Here is a 26,444-nt window from a genome sequence, read left to right on the forward strand (position 1 = left end):
CATAACCAAGTACCCGATGACCGTTCAGGGCGCCAAGGCCCTGGAAGAAGAACACGCTCACCTGACCAAGGTCGAGCGCCCGCGCTTGAGTCAGGCCATTGGTGAAGCGCGTGAGCTGGGGGATCTGAAGGAAAACGCCGAGTACCATGCCGCCCGTGAAGAGCAGGGCATGGTCGAGGCGCGGGTTCGCGATATCGAGGGTCGCCTGCAAAATGCGGTGATCATCGACGTCACGACCATTCCTCACACCGGCAAGGTGATCTTCGGCACCACCGTGGAAATCGCCAACGTCGAGACGGATGAAAGCGTTACCTACCAGATCGTGGGTGAGGATGAGGCTGACATCAAACTCGGCAAGATCTCTGTCGGTTCGCCTATTGCCCGCGCCTTGATTGCCAAGGAAGAGGGCGATGTGGTGGCGGTGAAGACACCTGGCGGTGTCATCGAGTATGAGATTGTCGAAGTCCGTCACGTCTGAGCGAAGGCGCCCGCTACGTGCCGGCGCCATGATCTGGCAGCTTGCCCAGATGTTGTGGGTGGGCGGCGTGTGGTTGTTGCACATCGGTTTGCTGCCGGTGCTGGGCCGAATCGGCCTGGCACCGCTGCTCATCGATGAAATCGCGAGTATGCTGACGGCACTGCTGGTGGGTTTTTGTGCAGTGTGCGTGACGGTTCAGGCTTTGGTGCTGGTTCAGGCCGAGGGCCTTGCCAGCCTATGGCGCGACATTCGTGGGCAATTGCTGCTCATGGCCTTGTACGCGTGCGGGATGTTCTTTGCCGTGCGGCTTGGCTGGCCGGATGCAAGCCAGTGGCAGGTCTTCAGTTACCTGGTGCTGGGGTTTTCCGGTTTGGTGCTGGTGCTGCAACCGGTTCCCGGGTGGAGCGGCAGGGTGCGCGAAGCACACCCTTGAGCCTTGGCATCACTTGAAGCGGTGAACGTTCGACAGTTGCTTGTTGACGCTGAAGTTCTTGCGATAAATCAGTGCCATCTTGCCGATGACCTGCACCAGGTCGGCCTTGCCGGTCTTGCACAGTTCAGCAACGGCAGCCAGGCGGGCTTCGCGGTCGAGGATATTGAGCTTGATCTTGATCAGCTCATGATCACCCAGTGCGCGTTCCAGCTCGGCGAGTACACCTTCAGTCAAACCGTTGTCAGCCACAGTCAAAACCGGTTTCAGATGGTGGCCAATGGATTTGTATTGTTTCTTCTGCTCTTGAGTGAGCGGCATAATCTGACCCCTGCGTCTGATCTTGTAAAAAAGCGGCGGCCAGTTTACCCGAGCGAGTCCGGGACCGCCCACTTAATCACGACCCGTTTTATTTTTAGAGGTGGCCCGTGGCCCGTTCCAAGACTAGCCAGAACTGGCTCAAAGAGCATTTCAACGATCCGTACGTCAAAATGGCGCAAAAGGACGGCTATCGCTCTCGTGCCAGCTATAAATTGCTGGAGATCCAGGAAAAGGATCGCCTGATCCGTCCCGGCATGACCGTGATCGACCTCGGCGCGGCGCCGGGCGGCTGGTCCCAGGTGACCAGTCGTCTGATTGGTGGCCAGGGGCGGTTGATCGCCTCCGACATCCTGGAAATGGACGGCATCCCTGACGTGACCTTCATTCAGGGCGATTTTACCGAAGACGCCGTATTGGCAAAAATCCTGGAGGCCGTCGGAAATACCGAGGTTGACCTTGTGATTTCCGATATGGCCCCCAATATGAGTGGATTGGCGGCTGTCGACATGCCTCGTGCAATGTTCCTCAGCGAGCTGGCCCTGGATCTTGCCGGGCGGGTTCTGCGTCCGGGTGGTGATTTTTTGATCAAGGTCTTCCAGGGTGAAGGCTTCGATGAATACCACAAGGGCATACGCAAGTTGTTCGACAAGGTGCAAATGCGCAAACCATTGTCGTCCCGTGACCGTTCGCGCGAGCAGTACCTGCTGGCGCGGGGGTTTCGCGGTATCGAAGGCGCTGCCAGCGATGAGCGTCTCTGACTGGGGCGATAGATTTTTTTGTCTCGCGTTGAAAACGCCGCGTAACGAAAATGATGCGGTCAAAGTTTCACAAAGGGTTACAGACGGCGCCTGCCAGAGTCGTAGGTAATGTAGTAAGTTAGGCCGGTGAATATCATGCGAAGCGCGCGCCAGTAGCGGAGCTTGCTTCAGAGGGTAGTTAATTGAACGATATGGCAAAGAATCTGATCCTGTGGTTGATCATCGCCGCTGTCCTTGTGACCGTGATGAACAACTTCTCCAGCCCTAACGAGCCGCAGACCCTCAACTATTCCGACTTCATCCAGCAGGTCAAGGATGGCAAGGTCGAGCGCGTAGCCGTTGATGGCTATGTGATTACCGGCAAGCGCACCGACGGCGACAGCTTCAAGACCATTCGTCCGGCGATCCAGGACAATGGCCTGATCGGCGACCTGGTGGACAACCATGTCGTGGTCGAAGGCAAGCAGCCTGAACAGCAAAGCATCTGGACCCAGCTGCTGGTCGCCAGCTTCCCGATCCTGGTGATCATCGCCGTGTTCATGTTCTTCATGCGCCAGATGCAGGGTGGTGGCGGTGGCAAGGGCGGGCCGATGAGCTTCGGCAAGAGCAAGGCCCGGCTGCTGTCCGAAGACCAGGTGAAAACCACCCTGGCCGACGTCGCCGGTTGCGATGAAGCCAAGGAAGAGGTTGGCGAGCTGGTCGAATTCCTGCGCGACCCGGGCAAGTTCCAACGCCTGGGCGGCCGTATCCCGCGTGGCGTGCTGATGGTGGGCCCGCCAGGTACCGGTAAGACCCTGCTCGCCAAGGCGATTGCCGGCGAGGCCAAGGTGCCGTTCTTCACGATTTCCGGTTCCGACTTCGTGGAAATGTTCGTGGGTGTCGGTGCAAGCCGTGTCCGTGACATGTTCGAGCAGGCCAAGAAGCATGCGCCGTGCATCATCTTCATCGACGAAATCGACGCGGTCGGTCGCCATCGTGGCGCCGGCATGGGCGGCGGTCACGACGAGCGCGAACAGACCCTCAACCAGTTGCTGGTGGAGATGGACGGTTTCGAAATGAACGATGGCATCATCGTGATTGCCGCCACCAACCGTCCCGACGTGCTGGACCCTGCGCTGTTGCGTCCAGGTCGCTTCGACCGTCAGGTCGTGGTGGGGTTGCCGGACATTCGTGGTCGTGAGCAGATTCTCAAGGTCCATATGCGCAAGGTGCCGATGGGTGACGATGTCGCTCCGGCCGTCATCGCCCGTGGTACGCCTGGCTTCTCCGGTGCCGACCTGGCCAACCTGGTCAACGAGGCCTCGCTGTTTGCCGCTCGTTCCGGCAAGCGCCTGGTGGAAATGAAGGAATTCGAACTGGCCAAGGACAAGATCATGATGGGCGCAGAGCGCAAATCCATGGTCATGTCCGAGAAGGAAAAGCAGAACACGGCCTACCACGAGGCGGGTCACGCCATCGTCGGTCGTGTGGTGCCCGAGCATGACCCGGTCTACAAGGTCTCGATCATTCCCCGTGGTCGTGCCCTGGGCGTGACCATGTTCCTGCCGGAAGAAGATCGTTACAGCCTGTCCAAGCGGGCGCTGATCAGCCAGATCTGTTCGCTGTACGGCGGTCGTATCGCCGAAGAGATGACATTGGGTTTTGACGGTGTGACCACTGGCGCCTCCAACGACATCATGCGTGCCAGCCAGATTGCCCGGAACATGGTGACCAAGTGGGGGCTTTCCGAGAAGCTGGGGCCGCTGATGTACGCTGAAGAAGAGGGCGAAGTGTTCCTCGGCCGTGGTGGCAGTGGCCAGCATGCAAGCTTTTCCGGCGAGACGGCCAAGCTGATCGACTCCGAAGTGCGCAGCATCATCGATCAGTGCTACGGCACCGCCAAGCAGATTCTCACGGACAACCGTGACAAGCTCGACGCCATGGCCGATGCACTGATGAAGTACGAAACCATCGATGCCGAGCAGATCGATGACATCATGGCGGGGCGCGTGCCTCGTGAGCCACGAGACTGGTCGGGAGGCACCGGTACTTCCGGTACGCCGCCGGCGGTCCAGGGCGAGCGTCCGGAAACACCGATTGGCGGTCCGGCTGCTGATGTATAAGGCGTGAAATGACTTCTGTTCAGTCCTCGACCCGGTTGCCTTGCGGCAACCGGGTTCTTGATTTGGCCCAGGCGCATGTCATGGGCATCCTCAATGTCACCCCTGATTCCTTTTCCGATGGTGGGCGATTCAGCCAGCTCGATGCTGCGTTGCGCCATTCCGAGGCAATGGTGCTTGCGGGCGCCACGCTGATCGATGTGGGCGGCGAATCGACCCGGCCGGGTGCGCGGGCTGTCTCGCCTACCGAGGAGCTGGAGCGAGTGGCGCCGATTGTCGAGCGCATCCACCGTGAGCTCGATGTCATTATCTCGGTCGATACGTCCACGCCGGCGGTCATGCGTGAGACGGCGCGGTTGGGCGCTGGCCTGATCAACGATGTGCGGTCGCTGCAGCGCGATGGCGCCCTGGATGCGGCGGCGGCCACCGGCCTGCCGGTTTGCCTGATGCATATGCTCGGCGAGCCCGGCACCATGCAGAACGACCCGCATTATGATGATGTGGCCCGCGAGGTGAGTGAGTTCCTGGCCCAGCGCATGAGCCAATGCGCCGCCGTGGGCATCCCTGCCGAGAAAATCATCCTTGATCCCGGGTTTGGCTTTGCCAAGACACTGGATCACAATCTGAGCCTGTTCAAGCATATGCAGGCATTGCACGCGCTCGGGCGGCCCCTGTTGGTTGGGGTTTCGCGAAAGAGCATGATAGGCAATGCATTGGGGCGTCCGGTGGGAGAGCGCCTGTATGGCGGTCTTGCACTGGCTGCCTTGGCCCTGACCAAGGGCGCGCGCATATTGCGCGTCCATGACGTGGCCGAAACGATGGATGTTGTACGGATGATCGCAGCTGTGGATTCAGCCGAATAAGAATGACGGAGCACTTATGAGCAAAAAATATTTTGGCACCGACGGTATTCGTGGTCGGGTCGGCGAATATCCGATTACTCCGGATTTCATGCTCAAGCTCGGCTGGGCTGCCGGCATGGCGTTCCGCAAGATGGGCGCCTGCAAGGTGTTGGTTGGCAAGGACACGCGTATTTCCGGCTACATGTTCGAATCGGCGCTCGAAGCTGGCCTGACCTCGGCGGGTGCCGATGTGATGCTGCTGGGGCCGATGCCGACGCCAGCCATCGCCTACCTGACGCGTACGTTCCAGGCGCAGGCCGGGATCGTGATCAGTGCTTCGCACAACCCGCATGACGATAACGGCATCAAGTTCTTCTCCGGCCAGGGCACCAAGTTGCCGGATGACATCGAGCTGATGATCGAAGAACTGTTGGACACACCGATGACGGTGGTTGAGTCGAGCAAGATCGGTAAGGTGTCGCGGATTAACGACGCATCGGGTCGCTACATCGAATTCTGTAAAGGCAGTGTGCCGACCGGCACCAGTTTTGCCGGCCTGAAAATCGTCGTCGACTGCGCTCACGGGGCCACCTATAAAGTCGCGCCGAGTGTATTCCGAGAGTTGGGTGCTGAAGTGGTGGTGCTTTCCGCCCAGCCCAATGGGCTGAACATCAACCACAACTGTGGTTCCACCCATACCGAGGCGTTGCAGGCTGCGGTGCTGGCCGAGCAGGCTGATCTCGGTATCGCCTTCGACGGCGATGGTGACCGGGTACTGATGGTCGATCACACCGGTACGGTGGTCGATGGTGACGAGTTGTTGTTCATCATCGCCCGCGACCTGCACGGGCGCGGCAAGCTGCAGGGCGGCGTCGTCGGTACATTGATGAGCAATCTCGGCCTCGAACTGGCGCTGGCGGACCTGGATATCCCGTTCGTGCGGGCCAACGTGGGCGATCGTTATGTGATCTCGGAGCTGCTGGAACGCAACTGGGTGATCGGTGGCGAGAATTCCGGGCACATCGTGTGCTTCGATCACACCACCACCGGTGATGCGATCATCGCGGCCTTGCAGGTGCTGATGGCACTCAAGGCGCGGGATGAAGGGCTCGCACAGTCGCGCCAGGCGTTACGCAAGTGTCCGCAGGTGCTGATCAACGTGCGTTTCGGTGGTGGCGCCAATCCGATCGAGCACGCGACGGTCAAGCAGGCCAGCGAGCGCGTGACACAGGCGATGGCGGGGCGTGGGCGGGTGTTGCTGCGCAAGTCCGGTACAGAGCCTTTGGTGCGTGTCATGGTCGAGGGCGAGGACGAAGCACAGGTTCGAGGCTATGCCGAAGAGCTGGCAAAACTGGTTACTGAAGTTTCTGCCTGAATTCGGCTTGCCAGTCATGAATCGGTTGGGTAACATCTGCGCCCACTTTGACCGACGAGGTACAGCATGCGTCGCCCTATGGTAGCTGGTAACTGGAAGATGCACGGTACCCGCGCCAGCGTCGCTGAGCTGATCAATGGCCTTCGTCATCTGGCCTTGCCAAGCGGTGTTGACGTCGCGGTATTCCCGCCTTGCTTGTATATCAATCAAGTGATTGATGGCTTGAAAGGCAAGTCGATTTCGGTCGGCGCGCAGAACTCTGCGGTGGAATCCATGCAAGGTGCGTTGACCGGTGAGGTTGCGCCGAGTCAGCTGGTGGATGCAGGTTGTACCCTGGTCCTGGTCGGACACTCCGAGCGTCGCCTGATCATGGGCGAGCAGGATAAGACCCTGATTCGCAAGTTTGCAGCGGCCCAGGCGTGTGGTCTGACTCCGGTGTTGTGTGTAGGGGAAACCCTCGAGCAGCGTGAAGCCGGCAAGACCCTTGAAGTTGTCGGGCGTCAGCTGGGCAGCATCATCGAAGACCTGGGTGTCGGCGCTTTTGCAAAGGCAGTCATCGCTTACGAGCCAGTCTGGGCCATTGGTACCGGGCTGACGGCTTCGCCGCAACAGGCGCAGGATGTGCACGCAGCCATCCGCGCGCAGTTGGCGGCAGAGAATTCTGAAGTGGCGCGAGGTGCGCGACTTCTATACGGCGGCAGCGTGAAGGCGGCCAATGCGGTCGAACTGTTCGGCATGCCGGATATCGATGGGGGGCTCATTGGTGGAGCGTCCCTGAATGCAGATGAGTTCGGTGCGATCTGTCGCGCCGCGGGAAACTGAAAAAATGCTGGAAACAGTCGTAGTCGTTTTTCATCTGCTGGGTGCACTGGGTGTAGTAGCCCTCGTATTGCTGCAGCAGGGTAAAGGTGCGGATGCTGGCGCGTCTTTCGGTGCAGGTGCTTCAAATACTGTGTTCGGAAGCCAAGGTTCCTCTACCTTTCTTAGTAAGTTTACTGCTATACTTGCCGCCGGTTTCTTCATGACCAGCTTGGGGTTAGGTTACTTTGCTAAAGAGAAAGCTCATGAGCTGACTCAAGTAGGTTTGCCAAACCCAGCGGTACTGGAGACACCTAAGCAACAACCGGCTTCTGATGATGTCCCGGTGCTTCAAGAGCAAAAGTCGGCCAATCCGGCGACTGACGTGCCTCCAGCTCAAGAGCAGAAGTAAGAAGGTTTCAAACGCTGTATTGCCGAGGTGGTGGAATTGGTAGACACGCAACCTTGAGGTGGTTGTGCCCATAGGGTGTAGGGGTTCGAGTCCCCTTCTCGGTACCAATTATCAGGAGAGCCCGCAATTGCGGGCTTTCTTGTCGGTGGAAGGGTTACATTGACCCTGTAATGGATCGGTCGTATACTTCCGCCCCAGCTTTGTCGCGGGATGGAGCAGTCTGGTAGCTCGTCGGGCTCATAACCCGAAGGTCGTCGGTTCAAATCCGGCTCCCGCAACCAGTTTCAGAGGCCCCTTCCAAGGGGCTTTTTGTTAGCTGGACACTTTATAGCGCCGTTGCTTGACGGCGTTTCAGGGATGGGCGATTCGCCCATTTTTTTTTATTTGCACAGCATGCACAAACATGCACGAGGGGGTTCAGGTGTCGAGCAAGCTAGAACAGTTGCAGGCCTTGTTGGCCCCGGTGGTCGTGGCCCTTGGCTATGAATGCTGGGGTATTGAGTTTTCGGCTCAAGGTCGCCACTCACTGTTGCGCGTTTATATCGATAAGGAAGGCGGCGTGTTGGTGGACGATTGCGCCATCGTCAGCCGTCAGATCAGCGGTGTACTGGATGTTGAAGATCCAATCGCCTCCGAATATACCCTTGAAGTTTCCTCGCCTGGCATGGAACGCCCGCTGTTCACCCTTGAACAGTTTGCTTCGTTTGCCGGTGAACAAGTGAAGATCAGGCTGCGTTCGCCTTTCGAAGGTCGACGCAACTTCCAAGGCCTTCTGCGCGGTATAGAAGAACAGGATGTCGTGGTGCAGGTAGATGACCATGAGTTCCTGTTGCCGATCGATATGATCGACAAGGCCAACATTATTCCCAGTTTTGACTGATACGTGCCAGATACTGCGGATCCCGCGGATCCAATGGCTTGCGAAAGGCGAGGCGTACGATGAGCAAAGAAGTACTGCTGGTTGTTGAGTCGGTATCCAATGAAAAGGGCGTACCGGCTAACGTGATTTTTGAAGCGCTGGAGCTGGCCCTGGCCACTGCTACCAAGAAGCGGTTTGAAGACGAAGTTGATTTGCGTGTGGAGATCAATCGCCACACGGGTGCCTACGAGACATTCCGTCGCTGGACGGTCGTCGAGGAAGCCGACCTGGACGATCCCGCTATCGAAACCTGGCCGAGCAAGGTTGCGCAAACGCATCCGGGCGCCAAGGTCGGTGATGTCGTCGAAGAGAAGATCGAGTCCATCGAGTTCGGCCGCATTGCTGCACAGACCGCCAAGCAGGTCATCGTGCAGAAGGTTCGCGAGGCCGAGCGTGCACAGGTGGTCGACGCTTACCGCGAGCGCCTCGGGGAAATCATCTCCGGCACCGTGAAAAAAGTTACCCGCGACAACGTGATCGTCGACCTGGGCAACAACGCCGAAGCGTTGCTGGCCCGTGAAGACATCATTTCCCGCGAAACTTTCCGTGTCGGCGTGCGCCTGCGTGCGCTGCTCAAGGAAATCCGCACCGAGAACCGCGGCCCGCAGCTGATCCTGTCGCGTACAGCGCCGGAAATGCTGATCGAGTTGTTCCGCATCGAAGTGCCGGAAATTGCCGAAGGCCTGATCGAAGTCATGGCCGCCTCCCGTGATCCGGGTTCGCGCGCCAAGATCGCGGTCCGCTCCAAGGACAAGCGCATCGACCCGCAAGGCGCCTGCATCGGCATGCGCGGTTCGCGTGTCCAGGCCGTATCCGGCGAGTTGGGCGGCGAGCGTGTGGACATCGTCCTGTGGGACGATAACCCGGCTCAGTTCGTGATCAATGCCATGTCGCCTGCTGAAGTGGCGGCAATTATCGTCGACGAAGATGCCCATGCCATGGACATCGCCGTTGGCGCAGACAATCTGGCTCAGGCCATTGGTCGCGGCGGTCAGAACGTGCGTCTGGCGAGCCAGTTGACTGGCTGGACCCTGAACGTGATGACCGAATCGGACATCCAGGCTAAGCAGCAAGCTGAAACCGGCGACATCCTGCGCAACTTCATCGAAGAGCTTGAAGTCGATGAAGAGCTGGCACAGGTGCTGGTGGATGAAGGCTTTACCAGCCTGGAAGAGATTGCCTACGTACCGGTGGAGGAGATGCTCAACATCGACGGCTTTGACGAGGAAATCGTCAACGAGCTTCGCGCTCGGGCCAAGGATCGCTTGTTGACCAAAGCCATCGCTACTGAGGAAAAGCTGGCAGACGCCCATCCGGCCGAAGACCTGCTCTCGCTTGAGGGCATGGACAAGGATTTGGCGATGGAACTGGCGGTGCGCGGCGTAATTACCCGCGAAGACCTGGCCGAGCAGTCTATTGACGACCTGCTCGACATCGACGGCATTGACGATGATCGTGCCGGCAAGTTGATCATGGCCGCCCGAGCCCACTGGTTCGAGTAATAGGCGCGGCCTGAGGAGAGAAGTGCATGACGCAAGTCACGGTGAAACAACTGGCCGATGAGGTCAAAACACCGGTAGAGCGCCTGTTGCAGCAGATGCGTGAGGCAGGTCTGCCGCACACCGCCGCCGAGGAACATGTGACCGACAGTGAGAAGCAATCCCTGCTGACTCACTTGAAGAGCAGTCACAAGGCTAAAGTGGAAGAACCACGCAAGATCACTCTGCAGCGTAAGACCACCAGCACCCTGCGTGTTGCCGGTAGCAAAAGCATCAGTGTCGAAGTACGCAAGAAGAAAGTCTTCGTACAGCGTAGCCCGGAAGAAATCGAAGCCGAGCGCAAGCGCGAGCTGGAAGAACGTCGCGCAGTAGAAAATGCTGCCCGCCAGAAGGCTGAAGAAGAAGCCAAGCGTCGCGCCGAAGAAGAAGCGCGTCGCCAGCCTGCTGCTGCGCAACCGGAGCCGGTCGAAGCCGTTGCGGCACCTGCCCCGGCGGCCGAACCTGTGCGTGAAAGCGCGCCGGTCGTTGCGCCTGCTCCAGCACCTGCGGCCGATACCCGCAAGCGCGACGAACAGCGTCGTCCCGACAAACCACGTGCCGACGACAACCGTCGTGGCGGTGGCGGTGGTGATGGCGAGCGCAAGAACGCGCCTCACCGTGCCTCGGTCAAGGAAAAGGCGCCGGCACCTCGTGTTGCGCCACGTACCACCGACGAAGAAAGCGATGGCTTCCGTCGCGGCGGTCGCGGCAAGGCCAAGCTGAAGAAACGCAACGCCCACGGTTTCCAGAGCCCGACCGGCCCTGTCGTGCGTGAAGTGAAGATCGGCGAGACCATCACCGTGGGCGACCTGGCCCAGCAGATGTCGGTCAAGGCTGCTGAAATCATCAAGTTCATGTTCAAGCTGGGTACCCCGGCCACCATCAACCAGGTACTGGACCAGGAAACTGCCCAGCTGGTTGCTGAAGAACTGGGCCACAAAGTGACCCTGGTCAGCGACACCGCCCTGGAAGATTCCCTGGCCGAGTCCCTGAAGTTCGAAGGTGAAGCGGTTCCACGTGCGCCGGTCGTGACTGTCATGGGTCACGTTGACCACGGTAAGACCTCGCTGCTCGACTACATCCGTCGTGCCAAGGTAGCTGCGGGCGAAGCCGGCGGCATCACCCAGCACATCGGTGCGTACCACGTTGAAACCGAACGCGGCATGGTCACCTTCCTCGACACCCCGGGTCACGCCGCGTTTACCGCAATGCGTGCCCGTGGTGCCAAGGCGACCGACATCGTGATCCTGGTGGTCGCGGCGGACGACGGCGTGATGCCGCAAACCATCGAAGCCGTTCAGCATGCCCAGGCTGCTGGCGTACCGCTGGTGGTTGCGGTGAACAAGATCGACAAGCCGGGTGCTGACCTGGATCGCATCCGTAGCGAATTGTCGGCTCACGGCGTGACCTCCGAAGAGTGGGGCGGCGACACCCCGTTCGTACCGGTTTCGGCGAAGATGGGTACCGGCGTCGACGAATTGCTCGAAGCGGTATTGCTGCAGGCCGAAGTGCTCGAACTGACCGCCACTCCGTCGGCCCCTGGCCGTGGTGTGGTAGTTGAATCGCGCCTGGACAAGGGCCGCGGTCCGGTGGCGACGGTCCTGGTTCAGGACGGTACGCTGCGTCAGGGCGACATGGTGCTGGTTGGCTCGAACTATGGCCGCGTGCGCGCCATGCTCGACGAGAACGGCAAGCCCATCAAGGAAGCCGGTCCGGCTATCCCGGTCGAGATCCTCGGCCTGGACGGCACCCCGGACGCTGGCGACGAGATGAGCGTTGTGGCTGACGAGAAGAAGGCCCGTGAAGTCGCGCTGTTCCGTCAAGGCAAGTTCCGCGAAGTCAAACTGGCTCGCGCACATGCCGGCAAGCTGGAAAACATCTTCGAGAACATGGGCCAGGAAGAGAAGAAGACGCTCAACATCGTCCTCAAATCCGACGTCCGTGGTTCCCTGGAAGCCTTGCAAGGCGCTCTCAACGGCCTGGGCAACGACGAAGTGCAAGTGCGCGTGGTCGGCGGCGGTGTCGGTGGTATCACCGAGTCCGATGCCAACCTGGCACTGGCCTCCAACGCGGTACTGTTCGGCTTCAACGTGCGTGCCGATGCCGGCGCGCGCAAGATCGTCGAGCAGGAAGGTCTGGATATGCGTTACTACAACGTGATCTACGACATCATCGAAGACGTCAAGAAAGCCCTGACCGGTATGCTGGGCAGCGACGTGCGGGAGAACATCCTGGGCGTGGCCGAAGTTCGCGACGTGTTCCGTTCGCCGAAGTTTGGTGCCATCGCCGGTTGCATGGTGATCGAGGGTGTCGTTCACCGTAACCGTCCGATCCGTGTACTGCGTGAAGACATCGTGATCTTCGAAGGCGAGCTGGAATCGCTGCGTCGCTTCAAGGATGACGCTTCCGAAGTCCGTGCCGGCATGGAGTGCGGTATTGGCGTCAAGAGCTACAACGACGTCAAGGTCGGCGACAAGATCGAAGTCTTCGAGAAGGTCCAGGTTGCTCGCAGCCTCTGACTCGCGTACTTCAAGAGCCGCAACGGGCAGCCGCATGAACATGCGCTGCCGCGCTGGCGGACTCTAAACGCAACGCCCGGTCCGGCTTTCGCCAGGCCGGGCGTTTGCCGCTTTCAGACCTTGCGGGTTTCCCGTAGGGCAGTAACAGGTAACAAGACATGGCAAAAGAATACAGCCGTACCCAACGAATCGGCGATCAGATGCAGCGCGAGCTGGCCCAGTTGATCCGCCGCGAAGTCAAGGACCCGCGTGTCGGCCTGGTCACCATTACCGCAGTGGAAGTCAGCCGTGACGTCGGTCATGCGAAGATTTTCATTACCGTGATGGGCCAGGACGGTGCCGAGGAAATCGCCCAGAGCATCAAGGTGCTCAACTCCGCCGCTGGTTTCCTGCGCATGCAGTTGGCCCGTGAAATGAAGCTGCGCAGCGTTCCACAGTTGCACTTCCACTACGACGAAAGCGTCGTGCGGGGCGCGCACCTGTCGGCGCTGATCGAACGCGCGGTGGCTGAAGACAGCCAGCACGCGGCTGAACCCGAAGACTCCAAGGAGTAATCGGTGGCCCAGGTCAAACGTATCCGCCGCAACGTCAGCGGCATCATCCTGCTCGACAAGCCGCTGGGGTTTACCTCCAATGCGGCACTGCAGAAGGTTCGCTGGTTGCTCAACGCCGAGAAGGCCGGGCACACCGGCAGCCTCGACCCACTGGCCACCGGCGTGCTGCCGCTGTGCTTTGGCGAGGCGACCAAGTTCTCCCAGTACCTGCTCGATTCCGACAAGGGTTATGAAACCCTGGCGCAGTTGGGCAAGACCACCACCACGGCGGACGCCGAAGGTGAGGTTCTGCGCGAGCGTCCAGTGACCGTTGGTCAGGCTGATATCGAAGCTGTGCTGCCAGGTTTTCGTGGGCAAATCAGTCAGATACCGCCGATGTACTCCGCCTTGAAGCGTGATGGGCAACCGTTGTACAAACTGGCCCGTGCAGGCGAAGTAGTGGAGCGCGAACCGCGTTCTGTTACTATTGCGCGCTTGGAATTGCTGGCCTTCGACGGTAATACTGCGCGGCTGGCCGTGGATTGCAGCAAAGGCACCTATATCCGCACGCTGGTCGAGGATATTGGCGAGCAATTGGGCTGTGGTGCGTACGTGGCAGAGCTGCGGCGGACCCAGGCCGGTCCTTTCACGCTGGCCCAGACGGTCACGCTGGAAGAGCTCGAGGCCGTGCATGCCGAAGGCGGCAACGAAGCGGTCGACCGCTTCCTGATGCCATCGGACAGCGGTCTGCTGGATTGGCCGCTGCTGCAGTTCTCGGAACACAGTGCGTTCTACTGGCTCAACGGCCAGCCAGTACGTGCCCCGGATGCGCCGAAGTTCGGCATGGTCCGGGTACAGGATCACAACGGTCGCTTCATCGGTATCGGTGAAGTGAGCGAAGACGGGCGCATTGCGCCGCGTCGATTGATTCGGTCGGAATGACCGGAACCCGCCTGGGTAACAGCAGGCGGGCGAGTGTGGCTGTTAACAGGCACGGTCACGACTCATTTATAGATACAGGGATTTGTCCCTGGCCTGTTGGTACGGTTTCCCTGGAAACGGTACCTCACAAGAGGAAAGCCACATGGCACTCAGCGTTGAAGAAAAAGCTCAGATCGTGACCGACTACCAGCAGGCTGTTGGTGATACTGGTTCGCCAGAAGTGCAAGTTGCACTGCTGACCGCCAACATCAACAAACTGCAAGGTCACTTCAAGGCCAACGGTAAAGACCACCACTCCCGTCGTGGTCTGATCCGCATGGTAAACCAGCGTCGTAAGCTGCTGGACTACCTCAAGGGCAAAGACGTTAATCGTTACAGCACCTTGATCGGCCGCCTGGGCCTGCGTCGCTAATCAGCGATTGCGCTATGAGGTTGGTTGTCTGTCGGTTGCCCGCGCCTTGCGTCGGCAATGGGCAGGCTTCCAGCCTCAAGTTTTATCTGGACAGTGGTTGGGCCGATTCCCCGCGCTGCCCAAGAATTTCGCAAGAAGACAAGTTCCCCAAGAGCCACAAAGAAGGTAGGACACCGTGAACCCGGTAATCAAGAAATTCCAGTTCGGTCAGTCGACCGTTACCCTCGAGACTGGCCGTATCGCCCGTCAGGCCTCCGGCGCAGTGCTGGTCACCGTTGACGACGACGTCAGCGTATTGGTGACCGTTGTCGGTGCCAAGCAAGCCGATCCAGGCAAGGGCTTCTTCCCTCTGTCTGTCCACTACCAGGAAAAGACTTACGCTGCCGGTAAGATCCCTGGCGGTTTCTTCAAGCGCGAAGGCCGTCCTTCCGAGAAAGAAACCCTGACTTCCCGACTGATCGACCGCCCGATCCGTCCGCTGTTCCCAGAAGGCTTCATGAACGAAGTGCAGGTTGTCTGCACCGTCGTGTCCACCAGCAAGAAGACCGATCCGGACATCGCTGCGATGATAGGTACCTCGGCTGCCCTGGCCATCTCCGGCATTCCTTTCGATGGCCCGATCGGCGCTGCCCGCGTAGCGTTCCACGAAAGCACCGGCTACCTGCTGAACCCAACCTACGAGCAACTGCAGGCCTCGAGCCTGGACATGGTCGTTGCCGGTACTTCCGAAGCCGTGCTGATGGTTGAATCCGAAGCCAAGGAACTGACCGAAGACCAGATGCTGGGCGCTGTCCTGTTCGCCCACGACGAGTTCCAGGTGGTGATCAACGCCGTCAAGGAACTGGCCGCCGAAGCCGCCAAGCCAACCTGGAGCTGGGCTCCGCAAGCCGAAGCCACCGAGCTGCTGCGCGCGATCCGTGCCGAGTTCGGCGACGCGATCTCCCAGGCCTACACCATCACCGTCAAGGCTGACCGCTACGCGCGCCTGGGCGAGCTGAAGGACCAGGTCGTCGCCAAGCTGTCCGGTGAAGAAGGCCAGCCGTCCGCCGCTGAAGTCAAAGCCGCTTTCGGTGAGATCGAATACCGCACCGTTCGCGAAAACATCGTCAACGGCAAGCCGCGTATCGACGGTCGCGACACCCGCACCGTACGTCCGCTGAACATCGAAGTCGGCGTGCTGCCAAAGACCCACGGTTCGGCGCTGTTCACCCGTGGCGAAACCCAGGCCCTGGTCGTTGCAACACTGGGTACCGCCCGTGACGCGCAACTGCTGGACACCCTGGAAGGCGAAAAGAAAGACCCGTTCATGCTGCACTACAACTTCCCACCGTTCTCGGTCGGCGAGTGTGGTCGCATGGGTGGCGCCGGTCGCCGCGAAATCGGTCACGGTCGCCTGGCGCGTCGTTCGGTCCAGGCCATGCTGCCGGCTGCCGACGTGTTCCCGTACACCATTCGCGTGGTATCGGAAATCACCGAGTCCAACGGTTCGAGCTCGATGGCTTCGGTCTGCGGCGCTTCCCTGGCCCTGATGGACGCCGGTGTGCCGATGAAGGCACCGGTTGCCGGTATCGCCATGGGTCTGGTTAAAGAAGGCGAGAAGTTTGCCGTCCTGACCGACATCCTGGGTGACGAAGACCACCTGGGCGACATGGACTTCAAAGTGGCCGGTACCGCCAAAGGCGTCACCGCACTGCAGATGGACATCAAGATCAAGGGCATCACCGAAGAAATCATGGAGATCGCCCTGGGCCAGGCCCTGGAAGCTCGCCTGAACATCCTCGGTCAGATGAACCAGATCATCGGTCAGTCCCGTACCGAGCTGTCGGAAAACGCTCCGACCATGATCGCGATGAAGATCGACACCGACAAAATCCGTGATGTTATCGGTAAAGGCGGCGCGACCATTCGTGCGATCTGCGAAGAAACCAAGGCTTCGATCGACATCGAAGACGACGGTTCGATCAAGATCTTCGGCGAAACCAAGGAAGCGGCAGAAGCAGCTCGCCAGCGCGTCCTGGGCATTACCGCAGAAGCCGAGATCGGCAAGATCTACGTCGGCAAGGTCGAGCGCATCGTCGACTTCGGCGCCTTCGTCAACATCCTGCCGGGCAAGGACGGTCTGGTTCACATCTCCATGCTGAGCGATGCTCGCGTCGAGAAAGTGACCGACATCCTCAAGGAAGGCCAGGAAGTGGAAGTGCTGGTGCTGGACGTGGACAACCGCGGCCGTATCAAGCTGTCCATCAAGGACGTCGCAGCAGCCAAGGCATCGGGCGTTTAATCACCCCCACGCCTGACCGCTGAACAAGCAAACGCCCCGACTGGTTCGGGGCGTTTTGCTGTGGGTCGAAAAATCTTCCGGCGCCGGTTGCCTGGCTACAGGGGACGATGCTAGGTTTAGCCACCGCCCGTGTAGCTCAGTCGGTAGAGCAGCGCACTCGTAACGCGAAGGTCGCAGGTTCGATTCCTGTCTCGGGCACGATTACCCTCGCTACTTCACCTTCCTGCTCAGATCCTCGACCGTGCGTTTGAGCTGGTCCATTTCCCGATCCTGATCACTCAACTCCCGTTTAAGCGTCGAGATTTCACTGCTGTTCGAGTTCGAACTGGAACCGCTGTTGCGCTTGAGGTCTTCCACCTGCTTGCCAAGGTCGCGCAGGTCTTGCTCCTGTTCCTTGACGGTACGCTTGAGTTCTTCGATTTCCTTGTTGCTCGAACTGGAGCTCGAGCCACCGCTGCGCTTGAGTTCTTCAATCTGGCGGGCTTGCTCGGTGAGGGTGCGTTTCTGCTCCTCCAGTTCAGTGGTGTTGGCCTTTACATTTTTTGGCAGTTCTTCCAGAACGCCGACGCTGATATTGGTCTTGAAGAGCAAGTCCTTGTTGAATGAGCTGCGCAGGGCTGGAATGGTGTCGGAGGGCAATGTGTAACCAGAGTCGGTTTCGACAGCTGCCTGGGCTGTGCCTGCCAGGATCATATTGCCGAGCAACAGGGTGGCAACGCCGACGTGAAATGAAGGCAAAATGCAAAAGCTGCGCATCACTGGGTTCCTTGTGAGGTGCCGACATGGCACATCGCTATGACTGGAAATTCTGATGGTTGTTCCCAGCTTATCTCCGCGTTTATGGCCTATGTTTTGTAGGGCAGATGTAAAGAGCCGTGTAAATCGTCGGCAAAACGTCCTATATTCGTCCCGGCACGAAGATCGCCCAGCAGTTTTCAGATGATCCCCGAATGGTTCTGAAGGCCAGGTAAACCGGGCTTCTAACGGTTTTCTGCGGCAGAGAGATCCTTGATGATCCAGATCCATCCTCCATTCCTCCGATCAACGAGAACGACATGACCGCTAAAGAACTGACGCAAGAAGCCAGACACGAAGAAGCACTGCGCAAATACGCCCTGGACACGCCTCAGTTACTGGAAGAAATCAAGAACCTGAGCGCTGACGAGCAGAAAGACCAGCTCCAATGGGCGTTCGAGGACGAGGCCGAAGCCCAGGGGCTGCAACCTTGGGAGTTGACGCTCAAGTACACCAGCACACCTGAAGAATTCGAGGCGCAGCGCCTTGCATTGCACAAGGAGGCGGCCGAGGTGTTGGGAGTGGAGTGGGATGAGTACTGCGAGATGAATAATCTAGTCGTTTAGCAACAAGCTACAAGCTACAAGCTACAAGCCAAGCACGGAACAGCTTGCAGCTTGTAGCTTGCGGCTTGAAGCTGCTCAGAGACTGAGCCGCATCGACAGGTCCACAGCCTTCACATCCTTGGTCATCGCTCCGATCGAGATGTAGTCCACCCCGGTCTCGGCAATCGGGCGCAATGTGCTTTCGTTGATCCCGCCGCTGGCCTCCAGCTTCGCCTTGCCGCCGTTCAGGCGCACGGCTTCACGCATGTCGTCCAGGCTCAGTTCGTCGAGCATGATGATGTCGGCATTGGCCGCCAGCGCTTCCTTCAATTCCGCCAGGCTTTCCACTTCGACCTCCACCGGTTTGCCCGGGGCGATCTTGTGGGCGGCCGCAATGGCCTGTGCGATCCCGCCGCAGGCGGCGATGTGGTTTTCCTTGATCAGGAAGGCGTCGTACAAGCCGATGCGGTGGTTGTGGCAGCCGCCGCAGGTGACTGCGTACTTCTGCGCCAGGCGCAGCCCGGGCAGGGTTTTGCGGGTGTCCAGCAGCTTGACCTGGGTGTCGGCGACAAAATCGGCCAGGTAGCGGGCCCGCGTGGCGACGCCCGAGAGCATCTGCAGGAAGTTCAGCGCGCTGCGCTCGCCGGTCAGCAGCGAACGCGCCGGGCCTTCGAGGTGGAACAGCGCTTGGTCGGGGCTCACCCGGTCGCCGTCGCGCACCTGCCAATGCACCGCGACGCGCGGGTCCAGTTGCCGGAACACGGCATCGACCCAGGCCGTGCCGCTGATGACGGCGGCGTCGCGGGTGATGATGGTGGCCTTGGCCAGGCGTTCGGCGGGGATCAGTTGCGCGGTGATGTCGCCGCTGCCGATGTCTTCGAGCAACGCACGGCGCACATTGGCTTCGATTTCAACGGTCAGATCGGCGAGACGTAGATTCGGCATAACAGGCTCCACAAACAAAGTGGTCCGATTATAGGGCCAGGCCATGAACGAACCCAAGGCGCTGGCGGGCGACTGCACCCAATCAAACCTGCATTTGGTCGCGTCTTCGCAACGTTTACGCATTTCTCGGGTCACTTGATGCGCGGTATTTCGAGCGGGATCACAGCACCCTCTGGTGCGACACCGTTCTTTTGGTCGATAATCCGCCTTTCGATTGACGTCATGTCTTTGACGTCGCCAGCCGAAGACCACCGTTCCAGGAGGCCAGGATGCACAATGACGGGAATGTAGTGCCTTTACACAAGGTATCTGCCGATCAGGCGAATCGTTCGCCGCTCCCGCGCCTGCCGGTGATTCTGCTTCAGGTTCGCGACAAGGCCGCGCAGCAGTTGCGCGTGGGCCTGCAAGGGTTGTTCGATAACGCCGACGACACCCTGTTTGAAATGGCCGACCGGGCACGCGACGACATCGAGCAGAACCTGTTCTTCGAAGCCATGCGCGACCTGCGCCTGAAGCGCAAAAGCATCGAACGTGAATTCATCGAGCAGTTCTTCGAGGCCTTCGTCAGCCTTGCCCAATACGACGTCACCCAGGCCACCCTCGCGCCCATCCAGGCTTGCAGCGCCTCGCCCCAGCTTTCTCAAGACGAATTGGAGCGACACCTGGCCGTCGAGGCCATGGTCACCCGGGTGCTCAAGCGTGATGGCCTGGCGCTCGAACAATTGACCGCCCGGCTGAGTGCGTTGCTGGCCCGGCCGCTGGGCAACCCGCAAAACCCCCTGAGCCCCGCGCTGCTGTGTGAGAACTTCCTGCAAGCCGGGCGCAACCTGGGCGTGGGGATCAAGGTCAAGCTGATCCTGCTCAAGCTTTTCGAACGCTATGTGCTCAGCGAGTGCGACCCGCTCTACGCCGAAGCCAACCAGTTGCTGGCGGCCACCGGTATCCTGCCGGAGCTCAAGGCCGCGCCGTCACGGCGCGCGTCGGATCGTCTCGACGAGCCCCCACGGCCCAAGGCCGATACGATGGCCAAGCCCAGGTCGGCCGAGGTCGATGACAGTGTGCAGGAGGTGTTCGCGGCGTTGCAGAAGCTGTTGATGCAGGTGCGCGGCAGCGTGGCGCCGACCCTGGAAGCCAGCGCGCCGGCCCAGCCGATCTCCACTCGCGACCTGCTGCGACTGCTGTCCCATTTGCAGCAGTACGCGCCCACCGTCCAGGACGAATTCGACCTGCGCAGCCAGCTGGAGCAGTTGCTGACGCGGGTCAGTGTCCGCAGCGGCAAGTCCCGGGTGGTCGAAGACGCGGATGAAGACGTCATCAACCTGATCTCGATGATGTTCGAGTTCATCCTCGACGACCACAACCTGCCGGATTCCTTCAAGGCCCTGATCGGCCGCCTGCAGATCCCGATGCTCAAGGTCGCGGTGCAGGACAAGAGCTTCTTCAGCCGCGGTAACCATCCCGCCCGGCGGTTGCTCAACGAAATTGCCGCCGCGGCCATGGGCTGGGGCGATTGCGACGATCATCAGCGCGACGCGCTCTACCTGCGTATCGAGCAGGTGGTGCAACGCCTGTTGAACGATTACGTCGACGACCCGGCGATCTTTTCCGAACTGCTCGCCGATTTCCTCGCCTTCACCAGCGACGAGCGTCGCCGCAGCGAGCTGCTCGAACAGCGCATCCGCGATGCCGAGGAAGGGCGTGCCAAGGCCGAGTTGGCGCGCTTGCGGGTCGAGGGCGCGTTGAACCAGGTGATGCTGGGCAAAGTCTTGCCCCAGGCCGTGGTGGAGTTCGTCCTGCAGGCCTGGAGCCAGGTGCTCCTGCTGACTTGTTTCAAGCATGGCAAGTATTCGGCCGAGTGGCAGGCCGACGTCCTGACCCTGGAGCGGTTGATCTGGAGTGTCCAACCCCACGACGAGCCCGATGCCGGCCTGCGTCTGCTGGCGATGGTACCGGAGTTGCTCAAGGCTTTGCGCGAGGGGCTGAGCCGCTCGGCGTTCGACCCGTTTGCCACCAGCGAGTTTTTCAGCGAACTGGAGGTCTTGCACGTCCAGGCCCTTGAGCGGATGGGGCAAGCACAGACGCAGGCTTCGTCGGCGGATTCGCCGGTCATGGTCGAGGTGGCGGAGAAAATCGTCTTGCGCACCGCCCATAAAGGCACGGGAGACAGCGCGGCGGTGCGCCTGCCGGCCGATGACGTGGGGCTGATCCAGGTCGATCAACTGCGCCTGGGCAACTGGGTCGAGTTCCAGGAAGAGGATGACAACACCCTGCGCTGCAAGCTGGCGGCGATCATCGAGGCCACCGGCCAGTACATCTTCGTCAACCGCACCGGCCTCAAGGTGCTGGAGCACAGCCGCACCAGCCTGGCCCTGGAGTTTCGTCGGGGGGCGGCGCGCCTGTTGGACGACACGTTGTTGTTCGACCGGGCGCTGGAATCGGTGCTAGGCAACCTGCGCCAGCTCAATCGCGGCAAGTGATCGCGCAGCGCGGGCCGATCACGGCATACTGACGGCATCCACCGTCGTCTTCGAAGGAACCTGTATGCAGTTGGACTCCGCGAGCGGTTGGTGCGAGGGCGTGCGTCATTGCCCTTCGCCCAACTTCAATGCGCGCCCCGAGGGCGAGATCTCCCTGCTGGTGATCCACAACATCAGCTTGCCACCGGCCCAATTCGCGACGGGCAAGGTGCAGCAATTCTTCCAGAATCGCCTGGATGTCACGGAGCACCCTTACTTTGCCGGTATCGCCGACCTGCGGGTTTCTGCACATTTTTTGATCGAACGTGACGGCGCCGTCACCCAGTTTGTCTCTTGCCTGGACCGGGCGTGGCATGCGGGCGTCTCGTGCTTCGAGGGGCGAGAGACCTGTAATGATTTTTCCCTGGGCATCGAGTTGGAGGGCACCGATGATCTGCCCTTTACCGACGCGCAGTACGCGGCCCTGGTGGCGTTGACCCGGCAGTTGCAAGCGGCTTTCAGTGCGATCACGGTGCAACGCATCTGCGGACATAGCGACATTGCCCCGGGACGCAAGACCGATCCGGGACCGGCATTTGACTGGGCGCGCTATCGTGCGGCCCTGACAGAAGGGGAAGGACAATGAGTTTTCTGGTGTTGCTGCTGGCGGTGTGGATCGAGAAGTTCTCGGCCCTGCGTCAGCGGGTCCAGCGCGATGGCGGTTGGCTGCAAGAGCTGAACAAGCTTGAGGCAAGGCCGCGCTGGGTCAATCGGCCCTGGTTGGTGTTGGTCGTGATGGTGCTGCTGCCGGTGGCGTTGCTGGCATTGCTGCTGTGGGTGCTGGAGCCGGTGGCCTATGGCTTGCTGGCGCTGCCGGTGCACTTGCTGGTGGTGATCTACAGCCTGGGGCGCGGCGATCTGCTGGCCGACCTCGGGCCGTTTCGCGATGCCTGGCGTCGCGAGGATCTGCAAGCGGCCACCCATGTGGCCAAGCGAGACCTGGACATTGAAGCCGACGACGGTGACCAACTGCTGGAGCGGGTCCAGGGGCATCTGCTGTGGCAGGCCTACCAGAGCTTTTTTGCGGTGATCTTCTGGTACTTCTTGCTGGGCCCGGTCGCGGCGCTCAGCTACCGCCTGCTGGCACTGGCCGCCGAACACAGTCACAACGCCGGCGTCGCCGAGCGTGCCGTGCAACTGCGCCACGCCTTCGATTGGGTGCCGGTGCGCCTGCTCGCGGCGAGCTTCGCCCTGGTGGGCAACTTCGTCGCGGTCAGCCGGGTGATGTTGCACGAACTGTTGAACTGGAACATCAGCGCCGCCGACCTGATCGACAAGGTCGGCCTGGTGGCCGGCGAGATCCCCAAGCCCATGGCCGGGCCGGACGGCATCAACAGCCTGGATCGGCTCTGGGAATTGCTGCTGCGCGCGGCGGTGCTCTGGTATGCCGGGTTCGCATTGTGGACGGTGCTGGCCTGACCTGTGTAAATGATGTGGGGTGCATGATTTTCGCGGCGAGGAAGCTTGCTCCCGCTGAGGTGCGAAGCACCTCCCCAAAGACGGCGTCCGCCTGGCGCCCGAGCGGGAACAAGCGTCCTAGTCACAGTGCTCAGCGTCCCCTGTGACTCGTTAACCTTAAGTTACAAATCTCCCCGCCGATTTAGGCTATATAGGGACAGCGCCCCGAATGGTGGCTTTCTGCTGTCTCTGTGCGCCAGCCATAACAATAAGAACATTCCCGGGAGGCTTCCTTGTGAAGAGTTTGCTCTGGCCCGCTGTCGCGCTGATGAACCGCCTGAGCTTCGGCATGAAGTTCAGCCTGATCAGTGTGTTGTTCCTGGTGCCGATGCTGGTGACCAACTTTTTTCTGGTACGCGATTCCTATCGGGAGTTCCAGGGAACCCAGGTGGAGCTGCAAAGCCTCGACCTGTTGGCCAGCAGCCTGGCCCTGCGCCGAGACCTGGAAACCCTGAACAACCTGGTGCAGATCAACGCCAGCCTCGGGCAGTCCGGCAAGGCCGGCGACGTGGAGGCGAAGATCGGCACCCTCGAACAACAGGTCCTCGCGCGGTTGCAAGGCATGACCGCGATGGCGGTCGAGCCCGAGCAGGTCAGCGCCTTCGATGCCAAACGCGACGAAATGATTGCCGCATTCAAGGCCCAGCAGGCGGAAAGCTCCTTGCAGAGCAAGAGTGCGCTGATCGGCAAGCTGCTCAACAGTGCGCAGACGTTCAGCCAGATCATTGCCAGCCAGGCGGGGTTGAGCCGCGACAACCAGAGCGACATTCGCCAGCTCAGCGAATTGATCGTCGGCATGACCCCGAAAGTCACCCAGATCCTCGGCGAGGGCCGGGCGCTGGGGGCTTCGTCGCTGGGATTGGGGTTTCTCAATTCGGCGTCCAGTACCCGCTTCGATGAATTGCTGGCGCAGATCGAAAAGCTCCAGGGCGAATACGAGGTGAAACTGCAGGACACCCTGGGCGCCAGCCAGGCGGCCGGGCAAGCTCTGGCCGAACAGGCCAACGGCAGCAAGGCCAGCCTCAAGAAGGCCAGTGAGCTGATCGAAGAACAGGTGGTGATGGCCGATACCCTCGATGCGCCGTGGCCGGCGTTCTACGAGCAGATCAGCGGCCTGATGGCGCAGACGTACCGGCTGAATGAGGCGACCCAAGACTTTCTCGGGGTCCAGTTGCAGCATCGCCTGGAGCAGAACCGCAGCCACATGGTGTTGCAAGCCGTGGCATTGGCCGCGGTGTTCCTGCTGATCTTCTACCTGTACGCCGGTTTCTACGCCTCGACCCGCACCACCCTTCAGCACCTGGGCCTGATGATGGACAAGGTGGCTGCCGGGGACATGACGGTCAATTTCGTCGCCCGCAGCAAGGACGAGCTGGGCGAGTTGGGCGAGGTGTTCAACGGCACCGTGGCGAAAATCCATGACTTGATCGAACAGGTCGGGCGTACCGTCGCCGAAGTCGAGCGCCAGGCCGGGCAGGTGGAAACGGTGTCGGCCCAGAGCAACCAGGCTGTTGCCGGACAACGCAGCCAGATCGAACTGGTCGCGACGGCGATGAACCAGATGTCGGCCACGGCTCAGGAAGTGGCCCGCAGTGCCGCGGCGGCGGTCAGCAGCGCCCACAGCGTCAACGATGAAACCCTGAGCGGCCGCGGCCTGGTGGAATCCCAGCAGGGCAGCATTGCCCGGTTGGCCAGCGAGATCGATCAGTCGGTGCAGGTGATCAATCAACTGGCGACCGACAGCCAGGCCATCAGCCGGGTGTTGGATGTCATCAAGAGCATTGCCGAGCAGACCAACCTGCTGGCGCTCAACGCCGCCATCGAGGCGGCCCGGGCCGGTGAACAGGGCCGGGGTTTTGCGGTGGTGGCCGATGAAGTGCGGACGCTGGCCAAGCGGACCCAGCAATCGACCGAGGAAATCGAAGCGATGATCACCCGCCTGCACGGTGGCGTGGGGGCGGCGGTGAAGGCGATGGGCACCAGCCATGAGATGGCCAACGGCACGGTCGGTCAGTCGGAAAAGGTCCAGCAGGCCTTGGAGAATATCCTCGGAGCGGTTGGCATGATCGTCGACCAGAACCAACAGATCGCCGCGGCCGTGGAGCAGCAGACGGCGGTGGCCCATGACATTGACCAGAACATTGTCGAGATCAATCGCGCGGGTGAGCGTACCGCTGAAGGGGCGCACCAGACGGAAGATGCCAGTCGTGAGTTGTCTGCGCAGGTGGTGCAGCTCAAGCAGTTGATCAATGCGTTTCGGGTGTAGGTGGTTGTGGGGGTGAGCCTGCTCGCGATGACGGTCTTGTGATGTGGGTTTTGTTGATTGAGTGCATATCCGTTGCTGCGGTAACGGCGGCTTAGGGTTCCGCCCTTACGGCGGCTTACTTTTTTTCAGACGCCAAAAAAAGTAAGCAAAAAAGGCTTGGCCCCACCACTGAGCACCTCGCCTAGGCTCGGTGTGCCCGAACGCAGGCATTGCTCCGTGGGCCCGCCGCGAAGGGCCCTCCATGGCCCAGCGCGGCTATCCCGGCCTCCATGCCGGGATGCCCACTACGCAATGCCTGCGTTCGGCCCTTGTGGTTAATGGGGCCCAAGATCAAAAGCAGGATCAAAAGCCTGCGCGAGGCGGCCTAACTCTCGCGGCTATACCTCAATCCCCTGTGGGAGCGGGCTTGCCCGCGAAAGCGGCCTGGCAACCGACCAATCTCTCCCAGCAGTACACAATTGCCCTATGGCAAGCGCCGCTCAGTTCACCAGCCGAACAATTCTCGGGCGTTGGCCGTGCTGGCCTTGGCCAGTTGTTCGGGGGGCACTGCCATGATTTCGGCCAGGGCTTGGCAGATGGCCGGCAGGTGTGCCGGGGTGTTGCGTTGGCCGGGGTACATGGCCGGCGGCATGTCGGGGGAATCGGTTTCCAGTACGACCGCTTCCAGCGGCAGTTGGGCCAGTACCCGATGCATGCGCAGGGCCTGGGGCCAGGTTGCGGCGCCGCCCAGGCCGAGCTTGAAGCCGAGCTTGATGTATTCGCGGGCCTCTTCGAGGCTGCCGGCGAAGGCGTGGATGATCCCCGCCCGTGGGTTGGCCAGGCGCTTGAGCGTGGCGATCACGGCGGCGTGGCTGCGCCTTACGTGGATCAGCGCCGGCAGTTCGAAGGTTGCCGCCAGGTTCAGTTGCGCTTCGAACAGCGCCTGCTGGCGCTCGCGGTCCAGGTCCTGAAGGTAGTAGTCCAGGCCGATTTCGCCCACCGCACACAATTGTCGATGCCCGGCGAGGCGGGCCAGCCAGTCGCGCAAGCGCAGGACATCCTCAGCCCCGTGCTGTTCGAGGTACACCGGGTGCAGGCCCAGTGCGGCGTGCAGGTCGGGGTCGCTCTGCACCAGGTCCCAGACCCGCTGCCAGTTGTCCCGATACACCCCCAGCACCACCATTTGCCGCACGCCCAGGGCGCGGCTTTCGGCGAGCAGTGCCGGGCGGTCGGCGTCGAAGTCGGGGAAGTCGAGGTGGGTGTGGGTGTCGATCAGCTGCATG

24 protein-coding genes and 3 tRNA genes are annotated in these 26,444 nt (G+C 60.6%); 23 read left to right on the forward strand and 4 right to left on the reverse strand.

Annotated elements, in window-relative coordinates; genetic code table 11:
* The first annotated feature begins 1 nt into the window (after position 1).
* Both greA and V3H56_RS03760 read left to right on the forward strand, forming a co-directional pair.
* Entirely contained in the window at positions 2-478 is a 477-nt protein-coding gene (gene greA / locus V3H56_RS03755; RefSeq protein ID WP_042728715.1) for a transcription elongation factor GreA, read from the forward strand.
* Between the two features lie 28 nt (positions 479-506).
* Positions 507-911, forward strand: coding sequence for a hypothetical protein (locus V3H56_RS03760; protein WP_042728699.1), 405 nt, complete (start codon positions 507-509; stop codon positions 909-911).
* 9 nt (positions 912-920) lie between these two features.
* Here V3H56_RS03760 and V3H56_RS03765 read toward each other — a convergent pair whose 3' ends face one another.
* Positions 921-1,229 (reverse strand): YhbY family RNA-binding protein, encoded by a 309-nt coding sequence (locus tag V3H56_RS03765; RefSeq protein WP_003177852.1) that lies wholly within the window; start codon positions 1,227-1,229, stop codon positions 921-923.
* Positions 1,230-1,336: 107 nt separating this feature from the next.
* Between V3H56_RS03765 and rlmE the strand changes: the two genes are divergently transcribed.
* The 16 genes from rlmE to V3H56_RS03845 all read left to right on the forward strand — a co-directional run bounded on the left by rlmE (position 1,337) and on the right by V3H56_RS03845 (position 16,855).
* On the forward strand, positions 1,337-1,987 hold the full coding sequence (gene rlmE, locus V3H56_RS03770) for a 23S rRNA (uridine(2552)-2'-O)-methyltransferase RlmE (RefSeq protein ID WP_039592319.1): 651 nt from the start codon (positions 1,337-1,339) through the stop codon (positions 1,985-1,987).
* Positions 1,988-2,178: 191 nt separating this feature from the next.
* A complete protein-coding gene (ftsH, locus tag V3H56_RS03775; RefSeq protein WP_047738366.1) occupies positions 2,179-4,089 on the forward strand; it encodes an ATP-dependent zinc metalloprotease FtsH in 1,911 nt (636 codons plus the stop codon).
* A gap of 8 nt (positions 4,090-4,097) precedes the next feature.
* Positions 4,098-4,949 carry a dihydropteroate synthase gene (gene folP, locus V3H56_RS03780; protein ID WP_047738364.1) on the forward strand — a complete coding sequence of 284 codons (852 nt, stop codon included), beginning with the start codon at positions 4,098-4,100 and terminating at the stop codon, positions 4,947-4,949.
* 16 nt (positions 4,950-4,965) lie between these two features.
* Positions 4,966-6,303 (forward strand): phosphoglucosamine mutase, encoded by a 1,338-nt coding sequence (glmM, locus tag V3H56_RS03785; RefSeq protein ID WP_042728702.1) that lies wholly within the window; start codon positions 4,966-4,968, stop codon positions 6,301-6,303.
* A gap of 66 nt (positions 6,304-6,369) precedes the next feature.
* On the forward strand, positions 6,370-7,125 hold the full coding sequence (gene tpiA / locus V3H56_RS03790) for a triose-phosphate isomerase (RefSeq protein WP_042728703.1): 756 nt from the start codon (positions 6,370-6,372) through the stop codon (positions 7,123-7,125).
* A 4-nt stretch (positions 7,126-7,129) separates the two neighbouring features.
* Positions 7,130-7,513, forward strand: a complete 384-nt coding sequence (gene secG, locus V3H56_RS03795) for a preprotein translocase subunit SecG (RefSeq protein WP_080964337.1) — start codon at positions 7,130-7,132, stop codon at positions 7,511-7,513.
* Positions 7,514-7,534: 21 nt separating this feature from the next.
* A tRNA-Leu gene (locus V3H56_RS03800) sits at positions 7,535-7,620 on the forward strand.
* A 97-nt stretch (positions 7,621-7,717) separates the two neighbouring features.
* A tRNA-Met gene (locus tag V3H56_RS03805) sits at positions 7,718-7,794 on the forward strand.
* 140 nt (positions 7,795-7,934) lie between these two features.
* Entirely contained in the window at positions 7,935-8,393 is a 459-nt protein-coding gene (gene rimP, locus V3H56_RS03810; protein ID WP_042728716.1) for a ribosome maturation factor RimP, read from the forward strand.
* Positions 8,394-8,452: 59 nt separating this feature from the next.
* The gene (gene nusA / locus V3H56_RS03815; protein ID WP_042728705.1) at positions 8,453-9,934 is read left to right on the forward strand and encodes a transcription termination factor NusA; all 1,482 of its coding nucleotides are present in this window, start codon (positions 8,453-8,455) and stop codon (positions 9,932-9,934) included.
* 26 nt (positions 9,935-9,960) lie between these two features.
* Positions 9,961-12,489 (forward strand): translation initiation factor IF-2, encoded by a 2,529-nt coding sequence (gene infB / locus V3H56_RS03820; RefSeq protein WP_042728706.1) that lies wholly within the window; start codon positions 9,961-9,963, stop codon positions 12,487-12,489.
* Positions 12,490-12,647: 158 nt separating this feature from the next.
* A complete protein-coding gene (gene rbfA / locus V3H56_RS03825; RefSeq protein ID WP_042728707.1) occupies positions 12,648-13,043 on the forward strand; it encodes a 30S ribosome-binding factor RbfA in 396 nt (131 codons plus the stop codon).
* A 3-nt stretch (positions 13,044-13,046) separates the two neighbouring features.
* Positions 13,047-13,964 carry a tRNA pseudouridine(55) synthase TruB gene (truB, locus tag V3H56_RS03830; protein WP_024779941.1) on the forward strand — a complete coding sequence of 306 codons (918 nt, stop codon included), beginning with the start codon at positions 13,047-13,049 and terminating at the stop codon, positions 13,962-13,964.
* 142 nt (positions 13,965-14,106) lie between these two features.
* A complete protein-coding gene (rpsO, locus tag V3H56_RS03835; protein ID WP_039592311.1) occupies positions 14,107-14,376 on the forward strand; it encodes a 30S ribosomal protein S15 in 270 nt (89 codons plus the stop codon).
* A 175-nt stretch (positions 14,377-14,551) separates the two neighbouring features.
* Complete coding sequence (pnp, locus tag V3H56_RS03840; RefSeq protein ID WP_338474239.1) at positions 14,552-16,657, forward strand: polyribonucleotide nucleotidyltransferase; 2,106 nt, start codon at positions 14,552-14,554, stop codon at positions 16,655-16,657.
* Positions 16,658-16,782: 125 nt separating this feature from the next.
* Positions 16,783-16,855 (forward strand) — tRNA-Thr (locus V3H56_RS03845).
* Between the two features lie 12 nt (positions 16,856-16,867).
* Here V3H56_RS03845 and V3H56_RS03850 read toward each other — a convergent pair.
* The gene (locus V3H56_RS03850; RefSeq protein WP_212803403.1) at positions 16,868-17,413 is read right to left on the reverse strand and encodes a hypothetical protein; all 546 of its coding nucleotides are present in this window, start codon (positions 17,411-17,413) and stop codon (positions 16,868-16,870) included.
* A 299-nt stretch (positions 17,414-17,712) separates the two neighbouring features.
* Between V3H56_RS03850 and V3H56_RS03855 the strand changes: the two genes are divergently transcribed.
* Positions 17,713-18,018, forward strand: a complete 306-nt coding sequence (locus tag V3H56_RS03855; RefSeq protein WP_042728710.1) for a DUF6388 family protein — start codon at positions 17,713-17,715, stop codon at positions 18,016-18,018.
* A 75-nt stretch (positions 18,019-18,093) separates the two neighbouring features.
* Here the strand turns inward: V3H56_RS03855 and nadC are convergent, their stop codons facing one another.
* Positions 18,094-18,942, reverse strand: coding sequence for a carboxylating nicotinate-nucleotide diphosphorylase (nadC, locus tag V3H56_RS03860; RefSeq protein WP_047738356.1), 849 nt, complete (start codon positions 18,940-18,942; stop codon positions 18,094-18,096).
* A gap of 269 nt (positions 18,943-19,211) precedes the next feature.
* Between nadC and V3H56_RS03865 the strand changes: the two genes are divergently transcribed.
* From V3H56_RS03865 to V3H56_RS03880, 4 genes are all read left to right on the forward strand, one after another.
* Positions 19,212-21,419, forward strand: coding sequence for a DUF1631 domain-containing protein (locus tag V3H56_RS03865; protein WP_338474240.1), 2,208 nt, complete (start codon positions 19,212-19,214; stop codon positions 21,417-21,419).
* 64 nt (positions 21,420-21,483) lie between these two features.
* Positions 21,484-22,044: a 1,6-anhydro-N-acetylmuramyl-L-alanine amidase AmpD gene (gene ampD / locus V3H56_RS03870; RefSeq protein ID WP_042728713.1), complete on the forward strand. Its 561-nt coding sequence runs from the start codon at positions 21,484-21,486 to the stop codon at positions 22,042-22,044.
* Positions 22,041-22,877: a regulatory signaling modulator protein AmpE gene (gene ampE / locus V3H56_RS03875; RefSeq protein WP_338474241.1), complete on the forward strand. Its 837-nt coding sequence runs from the start codon at positions 22,041-22,043 to the stop codon at positions 22,875-22,877. Before ampD ends, ampE begins: the two co-directional genes overlap by 4 nt.
* A gap of 274 nt (positions 22,878-23,151) precedes the next feature.
* Positions 23,152-25,182: a methyl-accepting chemotaxis protein gene (locus tag V3H56_RS03880; RefSeq protein WP_338474242.1), complete on the forward strand. Its 2,031-nt coding sequence runs from the start codon at positions 23,152-23,154 to the stop codon at positions 25,180-25,182.
* A 484-nt stretch (positions 25,183-25,666) separates the two neighbouring features.
* Here the strand turns inward: V3H56_RS03880 and V3H56_RS03885 are convergent, their stop codons facing one another.
* Positions 25,667-26,443, reverse strand: a complete 777-nt coding sequence (locus tag V3H56_RS03885; RefSeq protein ID WP_042729975.1) for a TatD family hydrolase — start codon at positions 26,441-26,443, stop codon at positions 25,667-25,669.
* Position 26,444: the final 1 nt, after the last annotated feature.

Source organism: Pseudomonas sp. MS646 (genome assembly GCF_036693845.1).
Taxonomy (GTDB): Bacteria; Pseudomonadota; Gammaproteobacteria; order Pseudomonadales; family Pseudomonadaceae; genus Aquipseudomonas; species Aquipseudomonas chlororaphis_E.